This window comes from Streptomyces roseofulvus (genome assembly GCF_039534915.1).
Taxonomy (GTDB): domain Bacteria; phylum Actinomycetota; class Actinomycetes; order Streptomycetales; family Streptomycetaceae; genus Streptomyces; species Streptomyces roseofulvus.
On the sequence record NZ_BAAAWE010000001.1, the window covers coordinates 7926291 to 7938776 of the forward strand.

14 protein-coding genes and 1 tRNA gene are annotated in these 12486 nt (G+C 73.6%); 9 read left to right on the top strand and 6 right to left on the bottom strand.

The features are described from left to right. Positions 1-6: 6 nt before the first annotated feature. Positions 7-492: an SRPBCC family protein gene (locus ABFY03_RS36530; protein WP_319012812.1), complete on the bottom strand. Its 486-nt coding sequence runs from the start codon at positions 490-492 to the stop codon at positions 7-9. Between the two features lie 165 nt (positions 493-657). On the opposite strand from ABFY03_RS36530, the gene ABFY03_RS36535 reads away from it, so the two are divergent. Next, positions 658-732: transfer RNA gene (locus tag ABFY03_RS36535), tRNA-Trp, on the top strand. Between the two features lie 67 nt (positions 733-799). Continuing rightward, positions 800-1453, top strand: a complete 654-nt coding sequence (locus ABFY03_RS36540) for an HAD family hydrolase (RefSeq protein WP_319012813.1) — start codon at positions 800-802, stop codon at positions 1451-1453. On the opposite strand, the gene ABFY03_RS36545 is transcribed toward ABFY03_RS36540, so the two are convergent. Together ABFY03_RS36545 and ABFY03_RS36550 are read right to left on the bottom strand one after the other, a co-directional pair. Further along, the gene (locus tag ABFY03_RS36545; protein ID WP_319012814.1) at positions 1433-2203 is read right to left on the bottom strand and encodes a hypothetical protein; all 771 of its coding nucleotides are present in this window, start codon (positions 2201-2203) and stop codon (positions 1433-1435) included. The genes ABFY03_RS36540 and ABFY03_RS36545 overlap by 21 nt on opposite strands. A 112-nt stretch (positions 2204-2315) precedes the next feature. Beyond that, positions 2316-4040 carry a PP2C family protein-serine/threonine phosphatase gene (locus tag ABFY03_RS36550; RefSeq protein ID WP_319012815.1) on the bottom strand — a complete coding sequence of 575 codons (1725 nt, stop codon included), beginning with the start codon at positions 4038-4040 and terminating at the stop codon, positions 2316-2318. A 174-nt stretch (positions 4041-4214) separates the two neighbouring features. Here ABFY03_RS36550 and ABFY03_RS36555 point away from each other — a divergent pair, with 174 nt between their 5' ends. Then, entirely contained in the window at positions 4215-4685 is a 471-nt protein-coding gene (locus ABFY03_RS36555) for a hypothetical protein (protein WP_346172056.1), read from the top strand. A gap of 50 nt (positions 4686-4735) precedes the next feature. Continuing rightward, a complete protein-coding gene (locus ABFY03_RS36560; protein WP_346172057.1) occupies positions 4736-5011 on the top strand; it encodes a hypothetical protein in 276 nt (91 codons plus the stop codon). A 61-nt stretch (positions 5012-5072) separates the two neighbouring features. Here ABFY03_RS36560 and ABFY03_RS36565 read toward each other — a convergent pair whose 3' ends face one another. After that, a complete protein-coding gene (locus tag ABFY03_RS36565; protein WP_346172058.1) occupies positions 5073-5462 on the bottom strand; it encodes a hypothetical protein in 390 nt (129 codons plus the stop codon). Between the two features lie 481 nt (positions 5463-5943). Here ABFY03_RS36565 and ABFY03_RS36570 point away from each other — a divergent pair, with 481 nt between their 5' ends. The 3 genes from ABFY03_RS36570 (at position 5944) to ABFY03_RS36580 (ending at position 7028) form a co-directional block, all read left to right on the top strand. Beyond that, positions 5944-6249 carry a DUF6247 family protein gene (locus tag ABFY03_RS36570; RefSeq protein WP_319012818.1) on the top strand — a complete coding sequence of 102 codons (306 nt, stop codon included), beginning with the start codon at positions 5944-5946 and terminating at the stop codon, positions 6247-6249. Continuing rightward, entirely contained in the window at positions 6246-6509 is a 264-nt protein-coding gene (locus ABFY03_RS36575; protein WP_319012819.1) for a hypothetical protein, read from the top strand. The genes ABFY03_RS36570 and ABFY03_RS36575 overlap by 4 nt, the downstream gene beginning before the upstream one ends. Positions 6510-6701: 192 nt before the next feature. Beyond that, positions 6702-7028 (top strand): Imm32 family immunity protein, encoded by a 327-nt coding sequence (locus ABFY03_RS36580; RefSeq protein ID WP_346172059.1) that lies wholly within the window; start codon positions 6702-6704, stop codon positions 7026-7028. 18 nt (positions 7029-7046) lie between these two features. On the opposite strand, the gene ABFY03_RS36585 is transcribed toward ABFY03_RS36580, so the two are convergent. After that, a complete protein-coding gene (locus ABFY03_RS36585) occupies positions 7047-7709 on the bottom strand; it encodes a response regulator transcription factor (protein WP_319012821.1) in 663 nt (220 codons plus the stop codon). Next, positions 7684-8856, bottom strand: a complete 1173-nt coding sequence (locus ABFY03_RS36590; RefSeq protein WP_346172060.1) for a sensor histidine kinase — start codon at positions 8854-8856, stop codon at positions 7684-7686. Before ABFY03_RS36590 ends, ABFY03_RS36585 begins: the two co-directional genes overlap by 26 nt. Positions 8857-9031: 175 nt before the next feature. Here ABFY03_RS36590 and ABFY03_RS36595 point away from each other — a divergent pair, with 175 nt between their 5' ends. Both ABFY03_RS36595 and ABFY03_RS36600 read left to right on the top strand, forming a co-directional pair. Beyond that, on the top strand, positions 9032-11347 hold the full coding sequence (locus ABFY03_RS36595) for an MMPL family transporter (RefSeq protein ID WP_346172061.1): 2316 nt from the start codon (positions 9032-9034) through the stop codon (positions 11345-11347). 96 nt (positions 11348-11443) lie between these two features. Further along, on the top strand, positions 11444-12403 hold the full coding sequence (locus ABFY03_RS36600) for a nitrilase-related carbon-nitrogen hydrolase (RefSeq protein ID WP_346172062.1): 960 nt from the start codon (positions 11444-11446) through the stop codon (positions 12401-12403). Positions 12404-12486 lie beyond the last annotated feature (83 nt).

The following is a 12486-nucleotide window of genomic DNA, read 5'->3' on the forward strand; positions in this document are numbered from 1 at the left end:
CGTCCCTCAGCTGCCGGCGGTCGCCGTCCGCGCGATGCGCTCGAGCGTGGTGCGCATGCCGGCCCGGTTGACCTCCGCCCGGCGGGCGGCATCGGTTCCGGCGAACAGCACGCCGAGGAACACGGCGATCCGGCCGCGGTACCCCTCGGTCCGCAGGTCCTCCCAGAATTCGGTGACCCGCGTGCCCGAGCCCTCCGGCTCGAACCGGTACCCCCAGCGCGCGATCGGCAGCCCCAAGGCGCTGATGTCGAAGACGAACTCGCTGTCCGCGCGGGCCCGGGTCACCCGCCCGAACGTCGGCCAGACGAACAGCCCGCGCCGGTTGAACCCGACGAAGCGCGAACCGGCACGCGCCGGCGGCCGCAGCACCCACACGGACCGGCACTCCGGGCTCCACCGCCCCATGTTCCGCAGGTCCGACACCCACCCGTAGACGACGGAGGGCGGCGCGTCCACCTTCACGCTCTCCTCCAGGCTCCACTGCCGCTCCATGGCCCGCTCCCTCGTTCCGTGCGACACGGTCGCCCCCGCCCTACTCGCAAGTACGTTAGTCGGTGCGGCGCACACCTGTCCTGGGCCCCCGCCGACCGCTCGGGCGTCGTCCCCGTCGGCCGTCCGGACGTTGCCGTACCGGGGCTCGTAGGATGGCCGGCGGGCGGGGCCGTAGCGCAGAGGTCGACGCGCGCGGTCTCCAAAGCCGCGAGGACGCCGGTTCGAATCCGGTCGGCCCCGTCCGTCCACCAAGGGTTCCTGGCCGCACAGGCGGGCCGACCTTCCGCCGACGACAGGAGATGTGCCCATGACCGAGACCTGCGTCCTTCTCGACATCGGCGGCGTGCTGGAGTTCACGCCGGACACGGGCTGGGTGCAACGGTGGGAAGAACGGCTCCGGTTGGCGCCCGGCACCGTCCACGCGCGCATGCACGACATATGGCGGGCCGGCAGCGTCGGCAGCGTCGGCGAGCGGGACGTGCGCGAGCAGGTGGCGTCCCGTCTGGCACTCGACGCCCTCCAGGTCGAGGCCTTCATGGCCGACCTCTGGGCGGAGTACCTGGGGACACCGAACGAGGAGCTGATCGACCACGTCCGAGGACTGCGGGGACGCTGCCGGCTCGGCATCCTGAGCAACAGTTTCGTCGGTGCCCGGGAGCGGGAGACGACGCTCTACCACTTCGACGAGCTCGTGGAACAGATCGTCTACTCGCACGAGATCGGCGTCGAGAAGCCCGACCCCCGCGCCTTCGGTGCCGCGTGCGCCGCCCTGGACGTACGGCCCGAGGCATGCCTGTTCATCGACGACGCCGCGCCGAACGTCGAGGCGGCACGGGCGTTCGGCATGCAGGCGCACCTGTTCGAGGACAACGCCCGGACCGTCGCACGCATCGCGGCCCACCTCGACGCCGGGCCCCCCACCCCGGCAGGGACGCACCCCTCAGGCCGAACCCGATCGTGACGGCCCCTGCCGGGAACGGCCCGACCGTTCCCCGCCCTCCAGGACGGGCGGCCCGCCGTCCCTCGTGAAGAGCAGCCAGGCGTTCAGGGCGGCGTGCAGCTCGATCACGTCCGCCCGGTCGAGGACCTCGCCCATCGCGCCGACCCGCAGGCGTACGCCCTGACCGGTCACCGTCCAGCCGACGGGAAGGCGGCGGGACGGCGTGAGCGGGGAGCCGTGCGCCAGCGTGCGCAGCATCGCCGCGACGCGCGGCGGAATCCCCCGGGGGCGGGGCACGGTCGCGCCGGCGACGCGCTCCGGCCGGGAGGGCAGCCCGAGGGCGCTCCGGAACGCCGTGATGGCCGCCTCGAGCGACGGGGACGGCGTGGAAGGCCCGGGAGTCACGGGAGTCGCGGTCGCCGCGGCGACGAACGCGTGGATCAGCTCACGGTGGCGTACCACCGGCCGGGGCGGGTACTCCCGCACGTCCACCCGCACGACCGACGGCGGGATGAGGATCCGCTGGTACCCCTTCCGCGTGTACGAGGCGTGCTGCTGGCGCAGGTCGGCGATGGGGCGGGCCAGGGGGTTCTCCCCCCGGAAGTCCGGCAGGGAGGTCGTCAGCGCGACCGACGGCACGGGCGGGGAGACGCGCGGCAGCTTGCCGTAGAGGCCCTGGGCCCGGTGCAGGACGCCGCTCTCGGTCACCAGGACCGTCACCTGCCGGGTGAGGATGTCGTTGCCCAGCCGGAAGCCCACCGTCAGCGTCACTTCTGTCCCCTTTCCGCCGAGACTGCCACGCTAGCGAGTGGTGCGGGCGGCGCGGGGCCGATTCGCCACCTTCATGCCCCCTCGGTGGAAGACCCCCCGGCGGCTGGGTGGTTCAGTCGACGCGGATGGCCAGCATGCAGGCGTCGTCCTCGTGACCGGACTGCTGCTCCGGGTCCGCGAGGATCGCGTCGATCAGCGCCTGGGGCGTCGCGTCCGGGACGCCGGCGACGAGGTCGGCGAGACGCTCGATCCCCTTGGTGACGTCCTCGCCCCTCCGCTCCACCATGCCGTCGGTGTAGAGCAGCAGCACGTCGCCGGGGAGCAGGTGCGTCGTGGTGGTCTGGTACGCGTACCCCGGCAACGCGCCGAGCAGAGGGCCGCGTTCGCTCGTCTGGAGGGGCCGGGCCCGGCCGTCGCGGAGGAGGATCGGCGCGGGGTGGCCGGCGTCGGCCCAGTGGAGGTCGCGGGCGTCGTCGATGTGGCCGGTCACCATGGTGGCGGTCTGCTCCGTCGGGTCGCTGCAGACGAGTTCGTTGAGCCAGGTGGTGATCTCCCCGGCCGAGGCCCCGGTCTGGGCGAGACCGGCCAGGGCGTGGCGCTGCTGCGACATGCGGGCGACGGCGTCCAGGCCGTGGCCGGCGGCGTCGCCGATCGCGATCAGGACCCGCCCGTCGGGCAGGAGCCGGCACTTGTACCAGTCTCCGCCGACGGCCGCGTCCGGTTCGGAGGGCCCGTACGAGGCCGCCACCGTCAGCCCGACCGCCGCCAGGGCCTCGGAGTGCGTCGGCAGCAGCGCCTCGCGCAGGGCGTCCGCCACCCGCCGCTCGGCGCGCGCCTGACGCCGGAGCCGGTCGGACTCGCGCTCCGTCTCGGCGAGCCTGCGACGGCTGCGGATCTGCGGGGTGAGGTCACGGGCCACCAGGTTCAGCGCCCAGGGCCGGCCGTCGGTCCCGGCGACCGGCCGGCCGAGCAGGTCGAGGGTGCGGACCTCTCCGAGGACGAGGAAGCGGATGCGCGTCCAGGCCGGTTCCTCGCCGGCGAGGACGGACGTGAGGAACTCCGCGAAGGCGGTGAGGTCGTCCGGGAGCAGGGCGTCGCAGAGCTGGTCCAGCGACCAGGGCATCCGGATCTCGGCGTGGAAGATCCGGCTCAGCCCCTCCGACCAGGTCACCTTCCCGGACAGCAGGTCCCAGTTGCCCCAGCCCAGGGAGGCGAGGAACTGGGCGTCGATCGTCAGGAGCTCGGTCTGGCTCTGCACCGGCCGCCAGGTCGCCAGCACCTGCTCGCCGCAGCGCGCCGCCGAGTACAGGAGCGGGGCGCGGTGCAGCCGCCCCAGGCGCTGCTCGGTGTAGTCGACGACCCGGCCCTCCAGCGGCCCGCCGCCCGCGACCACGTCCGCGAGCCCCGCGAGCAGCCCGCTCGTCGCCGCCCCCGGCCGGGCCTCCAGGAACCGCTGCCCGACCTGCCGGTGCGGCGCCTCCAGCCATTCGGCGGACCGGATCCTGTTGCCCGCGACGATACGGAAGTCCCGTACCGCCCCGCCCTGGTCGCGCACCGCTTCGAGCAGCACGGCGGAGGCGGGGATCGCGTCGAGGACGGAGCACGTACCGGTCGCGCCGGGGTCGTGCGTACTGCAGATGCAGTCGTCCCCGGAATCGCCCCGGACGGGCAGGCTGGGAGCCGGCGAGAGCGTCTGCACGGAGGCGGTGACCTCCTCCCCCGGGACGGGAACGGTCGTCCGGTCGGCGGTCCGGCGGACCGCCGACCGCAGACTGGCCACCTCCTCACCGAGGAGGGCCTTGAGGTCCTCGACCGTGTCGGGCAGCGGAAATCCCATGATCGCCTCCCGGGGCCGGTGGACACACCGCCGCGCCGGCGGCCCCGGCCCTGCCACCACCGACTCGCTCTCTTCGCGCCCCTGCCCATCACGAAAGGGGTCATGCGCGCCGGCGGGGGGCGGGGGAGTGCCGCCGTCCGACGGGGGGGGAGGAGGGTCTGCAACGATGGGGCGGTGCACGATGACGATCGAGCCGGTGGTGGCGCTCAGACGGGTGACGGCACTCAGGTGGGCGCGGGGGTTCCTGCGGAGCTGGCGGACTTCCTGCTGGAGGCGGTCGACGGCCGCCCGGTGCGGATCGCCGCGTGCGTCTGCGGGGGATGCGGCGGCCGGGTTTTCCTCGTGCTCGTCAACGGATCCGGCGCGGAACGAGCGTGCGCCGGCTGCGGGAGTCGCGCCTTCGTCGCGGACAGCGGGGAGTACTGGGACGAGGAGTCCTGGGAGGACGACGAGCCCGGCCCGGCAGGCTGCCCCTCCTGCGGGAGCGAGGAGTTCGAAGCCGCGGTCGCGTTCTCGCTGGGCGGCGACGGGTCCGTACGCTGGGTGACCGTCGGTCTGCGATGCGTCGAGGACGGCTTCTGCGGTGTCTACGCCGACTGGAAGATCGACTACCTGCCCACGGATCACCTCCTGACCCTGGTCTAGGGATGGAGGCGATCGATCCCGCATGAGCGGGCGCGCGGGGGATCCGGATCATGCGCAGGGTCGCCGCCCAGTCGCCGTCGACGCCGCCCGAGTCCACGTCGGAGCTGCTGCCGCTGTCCCCCCCCCGGTCGGAGGCACCCGGCGTCCCCGCCCCCTCGCGAAGCCGCGTCCCCACCCTGTCGGAGACGACCGTCGCGCTGGTCCCGCCCGATATGCAGGCCATCAAGAGGGGCATCGAAGCCGACGGCACGCGCAACGCGACGGCGGTGGCGGCGGAGGTGGCCCAGCACTTCGCCCCCGACCTGGGTGCGGCGACAGCTGCGTGAACGCCAGGCACGAGCGCCTTCCCCTCTTGATCGCCGCTCCAGCAAGGGCCGGGCCAGGTGGTCAGGCGTCGGGGTCGACTTCGGGATGGGTGAACCGCAGTGGTTTGCCCAGTGAGCGGGCGTAGGCGATTTCGGCGCGGGTGCTGTCCCCGATGTAGTCGCCGACCACGAGTACCTCGTCGGCGAGCCGGATCTTCGCCCGGTGCAGGTCGTCGAGTCGGACCTTCAGCGCTTCGGCCTCGACCGGATCGGACCAGAGTGCGTGGGGTGACTTCATGTCACAGCCCGGCTTGACGACGATCTTTCCCGCGCTGGTCTCCCGCACATCGGCCTCGGTCATCTCGGACATGAAGCGGGTGGAGCCGCAGATCACGACGATACGCGGGAGGTTCAGCTGCTTCTTCGCCTCGACGAGCCTCTCCTCGGGGGTGAGCGGTTGCGGTGATGACACGGGTTCCTCCTGGTGGTGCGGTCCAAGGGGCGGTGCCTGCGGAGACGAGAACGCGGGCGTACCAGATCGATGGGGGACGAACGACGTGGATCAGCCAGGCAGCACTCTATGCGGCGAGCGACGGGCGCCCCCGCCTCGGTCGCGGCCCCGGCGTGCCTGGTGAACGTCCAGCACGTCTTCTACGTGCTGTCGTTCCCGTTGCACCGAGCGCTCGCTTGCTTTGGAGCCCGCATCCCCGAGAACGTCACCGGACGGGATTTCGCCTCACTGCCTGCATGACCTGCCGGTCACCGAGATCCGCGCCACCGGGCCGCGGGCGGCGCCGCAACGCCCTCCCCGACGAGACGGACGTCAGCCAGTCCGCCTCGATCGACCCACCCGCCACAACTGCCCCCGAACGAAGGGTTTCCCCCGCTGTCCGTCCCCGCCACCCCGCGCCCGCCCGTACAGTGGCGAGACCGGGTCCCTGACGGAGGTGCCGATGAGTGCGGAGTCCGACCACACGTCCTTCACGCCCCACGCGCCCGCCCCCGGCGCGCCGGCCGAACTGCTCGCCCGGCTGCGGTCCAGTGCCCGTGCCGAGCGGTGGGTGGTGGCGTTCGAGCGGGAGTGGACGGCCGCGCTGGAGGAGTCCCGGCGGACGTTCTCCCTCGCCGGGCTGTACGAGGTCGTCCAGGACTGGCAGGGACGGGTCGCCCATGCCTCGGCGGTCGACGCGTTCATCACCTCCGGCTACGACGACAGCGACGCCATCGACATGGCGGAACTGCGAGGCAGGCGCCGGTGACCGGCGCCCCGTACGCGGTCCGTCTCTCCTCGACGGCGGCCAAGGTGCTCGACACCCTGCCCGACCGGGTGGAGGACACCGTCTGGGACGTCCTCGACGCGGCGGCGTCCGATCCGTGGGGCTTCCGCCAGTGGAACGCGGACGACCCCGAAGGGCACGACGTCCGCTTCGCCTCCGTGGGCCGGCTGTCCCTCACCTACTGGGTGAACCGGCCCCTGCGCCACCTGACCGTCCTCAACATCGTCTGGCTCGGCACCTGAAGCGGCAGCGCGCCCCGCACGGGCCTTCACCTTCGCGACCGTCCCCGGGCGCACAACCTTGCTGGCCACTGCTTACTCTTCAGGCCCTGTCCCGGAGAAGGAGTGAGGCGTGTGAAGCTGGTGTCCGACCCAGGGTTCGGTGAGGTGGATCTGTCCGGATCGGCGGAAGAACTGACATGCCTGGCGCATGCCGTGGCCCAGGGGAACGGGCTGCTCGACGCGACCCCGGTGCCGGGAGGCGAGGTCTTGGGCGGGGTCGCGGTGAGGGCGACCTCCGGGCCGGGCGTCCTCGTCCAGTGGGACGCCGACCGGCAGATCCTCGTCATCGGCGGTGACTCCGTCGGCAGGGCGGCCCTCGCGGAGCAGCTGCTGGCCATGGCCACCGCCGAGGACGGTGGGCACCTCCACATCGACTACTTCCCCGGGCACGCCTACCTCGCCGACGGGTCACTGTCCCTGGTGGTCAACAGCCCTCATGGGGGCATGCCCCTGGAGCGCGGGGGTCGAGTCGAGTCGTGAGCATCGGATCGTCCCGGTTCAGGTTCCGGGGAGGATCCGGCGCGTCTCGTAGGCCCACATCGCGATCTCGACCCGGTTGCGGGCGCCGAGTTTGGCCATCAGGCTGGCCAGGTGCGTCTTCACCGTGCTGAGGCTGATGTGCAGCACGTCGGCGATCTCGGTGTTCGTCAGGCCGCGGGCGACGGCGAGGAGCACCTGCTCCTCGCGGGCGGTGACGGGGGAGACCGGTTGGGCCACGGGCCGGCCGGCGGGCAGGTCCGCGAAGGCCTGGAGCAGACGGACCGTGACGCTGGGCGCGATGAGCGCCTCGCCGTCGGAAGCCGACCGTACGGCCTGCGCCAGAAGGTCCGGGCCCGTGTCCTTGAGGAGGAAGCCCCGGGCGCCGGCCCGCAGTGAGCCGTAGACGTACTCGTCGAGGTCGAACGTGGTGATGACGACGACGGCCAGCGGGTCGGCGACGCCCGGGCCGGCGACCAGGCGGGTGGCTTCGAGCCCGTCGAGGAGGGGCATGCGGATGTCGAACAGGCAGACGTCGGGGCGTAGTTCGCGGGCCAGACGGACCGCTTCCCGCCCGTCGGCGGCCTCGCCGACCACCTCGATGTCCGGCTGCGCGTTCAGCATGATCCGCAACCCGGTGCGGATGATCGTCTGGTCGTCAGCGACGAGGACGCGAATGGACACCGCGCTCGCTCCTCACTCTCGGCAGTTCGGCGTCGACGTGCCAGCCCCGGTCGGCACCCGGGCCCGCTCGGAGCGTGCCGCCGAGCAGGGTCGCGCGCTCGCGCAGGCCGGTCAGGCCGTATCCGTCGCGACCCCGGCCGGTGCGCCGGCCGTCGTCGCGCACGCTCACCCGTACCGTGTGCCGTTCCGCGGCGACCCGGACGACGAGCTCGGTCGCGTCGACCGCGTGCCGCAGCGCGTTGGTCACCGACTCCTGCACGATCCGGAAGACGGCCGCGTCCACGGCCGGGGGCAGCGCGTCCAGTTCGCCGTCGAGCCCCAGGTCGACCCGGAGGCGACCACCGGGGGTGCGTGCCAGGCGCTCCAGATCCGCGACGCCGGCAGGGGGCGCCAGGTCGGCGCCGATTCCGCGGTCGCGCAGCGCGGCGACCATGGCGCGCATCTCCTCCAGCGTGCGCGCCCCTTCCTCCTCGACGCCCTCCAGCGCCTCGACGGCGGCGGACGGATCGGTGCCCGCGAGCACCCGGCCCGCCTGGGCGATGATCACCATGGCCGAGACGTGGTGGGCCACCGTGTCGTGCAGTTCCCGGGCGAGCTGCTCGCGCTCGCGGGAGCGCAGCTGCTCCAACTGCCGCTCGCGCGCGGTCATCCGGAACCGCACGGCAGCCCCGACCACGCCGGGCAGGAGCAGGAAGACGAAGCCCACGACCTTCTCGACGACCGGCGTTCCGTCCGTGACGACACACAGCGCGCCGACCGCGACGACGACCGCGCCGCCCAGCACGATCTCGCGTCCCGATCCCCACCGGGGCAGCGCGTACACCAGCACGAGCACGGCCGCACCGGTGTGCAGGCCGACGGACTCGCCGGGTGCGGCGACGAGTGAGGCCACCGGAAGCAGGAGCACCGCGCCGAACGCCAGCGTCACCGTCGCCAGCGGGCGGGTACGGCGCCACAGCAGGAGCAGCCACAGCCATACCGCCAACACCACCGCCACCGGCCGCCACACGACGTCCTCGCGCAGGGTGGCCTCCAGCGCCACCCCGGCGAGGCCCGCGGCGAGCAGCGCCCAGTCCCGACGCACCCGGGCGGGCGCGTCGGGCGGCCGGGGTTCGGTCCACAGGGTGCGCAGGTCGTCTCGGAGCACGGTTCTCAGCGTAGGGACCGCGCCGTGCCGCGCATCGGCCGAAAGGACGGGATCTCCCTCCCTCTTGGGGCCGACGGATCCGCGGCCCGCGGGCCGATGCCGCCGAGCGCGGTGGCGACGAGCCTCGGTAGCGGCGGCCGTACAAGGTCGGTCGACGAGGTGGTTGGAGGACCCGATGCTCACGAAAGCCCTGTCGTGCCTGGGCGCAGGCGCCGCCCGCCACCCCTGGCGGGTGATCGCGGCATGGCTGGTCGCCGCCACGCTCGCCGTCCTCGCCGCCGTCGCCTTCGGCGGGCGGAACGCGGACGCGATGACCGCTCCGGGACTGGACTCCCAGCGGGCCGCGGAACTGATCGAGCGGGCCGGCACCGGCGAGGAGGGGATGACGGCCCAGGTGGTCGTCACCCCCCTCGACGGCGCGGCGACGTTCATCGACGACGACGGCGCGCGCACCGCTCTCACGCGGTTGCGGGCCGAGGTGCGGCGGCTGCCGCACGTGATCGGCACCAGCGACCCGGCGGGGGCGCTCGACGCGGGCGGCGACACCGCCGTGCGCGGCGGCCTCGTCTCGGCCGACGGGCGGGTCGCCGTCGTCCGGGTGCAGTACCCCGACCAGAGCCTGCTGTCGGCCGACGACCTCGACGCCCTCGTCGCGCTCGGCGACCGGCTGCGCGCCGAACTGCCCCTGCGCGTCGAGATGGGCGGGCACCTCTTCTACGCCTTCTCCGACCCCGACGGCGGCGTGAGCGAACTGATCGGCCTCCTCGCCGCGGCCGCGATCCTCTTCCTGGCCTTCGGTTCGCTCGTCGCCGCCGCGCTGCCGATCGGCATGGCGGTCTTCGGACTGACCGTCGGGGTCGCCGCGATGACGGTCCTGGCGGGGGTGACGGACGTCCCCACCTTCGCCCCGGTCCTCGGGAGCATGGTCGGGCTCGGAGTGGGCATCGACTACGCGCTGTTCGTGCTCGCCAGGCACCGGGAGCACCTGGCGCGCGGGCTCGACCCGCAGGCGGCGGCCGGACGGGCGGTCGCCACGGCGGGGCGGCCGGTGGTCCTCGCCGGCGGCACCGTCGTCGTGTCGATCCTCGGCCTGGCCGTCGCGAACGTGCCGTTCATGACGGTCGGCGGGCTCGCCGTCTCGATCGTCGTCCTGATCATGGTGCTCGCATCGGTGACGCTGCTGCCGGCCTTCCTCGGCGCGGCCGGCCCGCGCCTGGCCACGCCCAACCGGATCGGCCGGATCGGCCGGACCGGCTGGATCGGCCGGATCAGCCGGGCGCTGGGGGCCGGGCGGCCCGGGCGACGGCGGGGCACGGAGGAGGACGCCGTCACCACCGCCGGGTGGCGGCGCTGGATCGGGCACGTCAGCCGGCACCCCGTGCCGTACGCGGTCGGCGCGGCGGGGCTGCTGCTGACCGCGACGCTGCCCGTGCTCGGCCTGCGCGTCGGCCTGCCCGACGACGGCTCACTGCCTCCGAGCCGGACCGAGCGCCGCGCGTACGACCTCGTCGCCGAGGGGTTCGGCCCGGGCACCAACGGCCCCCTGGTCATCGCCGCGGACCCCGCCGGCGTTCCGGGAGTGCTGGACCGGCTCGTCGCGACGGTCGAGGCGGATCCGGGCATCGCGTCCGTCGCGCCGACCCACGTCGACCGGGCCACCGGCATCGCCACCCTCGTGGTGTTCCCGACCACCGGCCCCCAGGAGAAGGCCACGGCCGACACCATCGCCCGGCTGCGCACCGACGTGCTGCCCACGGCGATCGGGGACGGCCCGGCGAGGGCCCACATCGGCGGCGCCGCCGCGAGCCTGTCCGACGTGGGGCAGCGCACCAGCCGGCGCCTGCCGCTGCTCGTCGCCGCCGTGCTGGCGATGTCGTACCTGCTGCTGATGCTGGTCTTCCGCTCGGTCCTCGTCCCGCTGAAGGCGGTCCTGCTGAACCTGCTGAGCATCGGCGCGGCCTACGGCGTCATGGTCGCCGTCTTCCAGTGGGGCTGGGGAGGCGCACTCATCGGGGTGGAAGCGACGGTTCCGATCGTGTCGTTCATCCCGATGTTCCTCTTCGCCATCCTGTTCGGCCTGTCGATGGACTACGAGGTGTTCCTGCTCTCCCGCGTCCGCGAGGAGTACCTGCGGACCGGCGACAACGTCACGGCGATCGTCGAGGGCGTCTCGGGCACCGCCCGGATCATCACCTCGGCCGCGCTCATCATGGTGGCGGTCTTCCTGTCCTTCGCCGTCGCCGAGGACCCCTCCACCAAGATGTTCGGGCTCGGCCTGGCCACCGCGATCCTCATCGACGCCACGGTGGTCCGCATGGTGCTGGTCCCGGCGACCATGACCCTCCTGGGCCGGACCAACTGGTGGCTGCCGAAGTGGCTGGACCGGTTGCTGCCCGGCGGCCCGGTCGGCACCCGCGGCCCGGCCCTCGACCCGCCGCGAACAGACGCGGAATCCGCGGGGGAGGCCCCGGACCTGTCGGCGGCGGGCTGACGGCCGATGCACCTCCCGCCGGCCCGGCTCGCCGGGCCCGGTGCGCGGATCACGCGGCGGGGGCGAGATCCGGAGCGACTCGTCTAGCGTCGGGGCATGACCTCCACCCCCAGCACGGCCTCCCCCGACCCCCGCCGCACCGTGACCGTCGCCGTCGTCCAGGCGGCCGCCCCGCTCTTCGACACCCCCGGTGCGGTGGCCCGGGCCGAGGAGTTCCTCCGCGAAGCCGCCGGCCGCGGCGCCGAAGTCGTCGTGCTGCCCGAGGCGTTCATCGGCGGCTACCCCAAGGGGCTGGACTTCGGCATCACGGTCGGCAGCCGCACGCCCGCCGGACGCGACCTCTTCCGCCGGTATCACGCCGCCGCCGTCGAGGTCCCGGGCCCGGAGACCGAGACCCTGGCCGCCGTCACGCGCGAGCTCGGCGTCCACGCGGTGGTCGGCGCCGTCGAACGGCAGGGCGGCACCCTGTACTGCGTCGCGCTCTTCTTCGGTCCGGACGGCTACCTCGGCCTGCACCGGAAGCTCATGCCCACCGCCGCCGAACGCTACCTCTGGGGGCAGGGCGACGGCTCCACCCTCCCCGTCGTCGACACCGGCACGGCCCGCCTCGGCTCGGCGATCTGCTGGGAGAACTACATGCCGTTGCTGCGGACCGCGATGTACGCGAAGGGCGTCGACCTGTGGTGTGCGCCGACCGTCGACGACCGCGACGCCTGGCAGGCCACGATGCGGCACATCGCCCTGGAGGGCCGCTGCTTCGTCCTCAGCGCCTGCCAGTTCCTCCGCCGCGACGGTCTGCCGGCCGACCTCCACCCCGTCCAGGGCGACGAGCCCGACACCGTCCTCATCGGCGGCGGCTCCGTCATCGTCTCGCCGCTCGGCGACGTCCTCGCCGGTCCGCTGCGCGACGGCGAGGGGATCCTGACCGCCGACCTCGACCTCGACGACCTCGCCCGCGCGCGCTTCGACCTCGACACCACCGGGCACTACGCCCGCCCCGACGTCTTCACCCTCCACGTCGACGAGACCCCCCGCGCCACCGTCACCGGCACCTGACGTCCGGAGGCGGGGCGGATCGCTCTCCTGTGCGATCATGCCAGGGCCTCGGCGAGGGCCGGAGGCGCGCACACGAGGGGGAC

Excerpts from the sequence above, each read along its gene's own strand:
- ABFY03_RS36570 (WP_319012818.1), top strand. The coding sequence starts at position 5,944 with ATGAGTGCGGAGTCCGACCACACGTCCTTCACGCCCCACGCGCCCGCC.
- ABFY03_RS36600 (WP_346172062.1), top strand. The coding sequence starts at position 11,444 with ATGACCTCCACCCCCAGCACGGCCTCCCCCGACCCCCGCCGCACCGTG.
- ABFY03_RS36560 (WP_346172057.1), top strand. The coding sequence starts at position 4,736 with ATGCGCAGGGTCGCCGCCCAGTCGCCGTCGACGCCGCCCGAGTCCACG.
- ABFY03_RS36550 (WP_319012815.1), bottom strand. The coding sequence starts at position 4,040 with ATGGGATTTCCGCTGCCCGACACGGTCGAGGACCTCAAGGCCCTCCTC.
- ABFY03_RS36540 (WP_319012813.1), top strand. The coding sequence starts at position 800 with ATGACCGAGACCTGCGTCCTTCTCGACATCGGCGGCGTGCTGGAGTTC.
- ABFY03_RS36530 (WP_319012812.1), bottom strand. The coding sequence starts at position 492 with ATGGAGCGGCAGTGGAGCCTGGAGGAGAGCGTGAAGGTGGACGCGCCG.
- ABFY03_RS36595 (WP_346172061.1), top strand. The coding sequence starts at position 9,032 with ATGCTCACGAAAGCCCTGTCGTGCCTGGGCGCAGGCGCCGCCCGCCAC.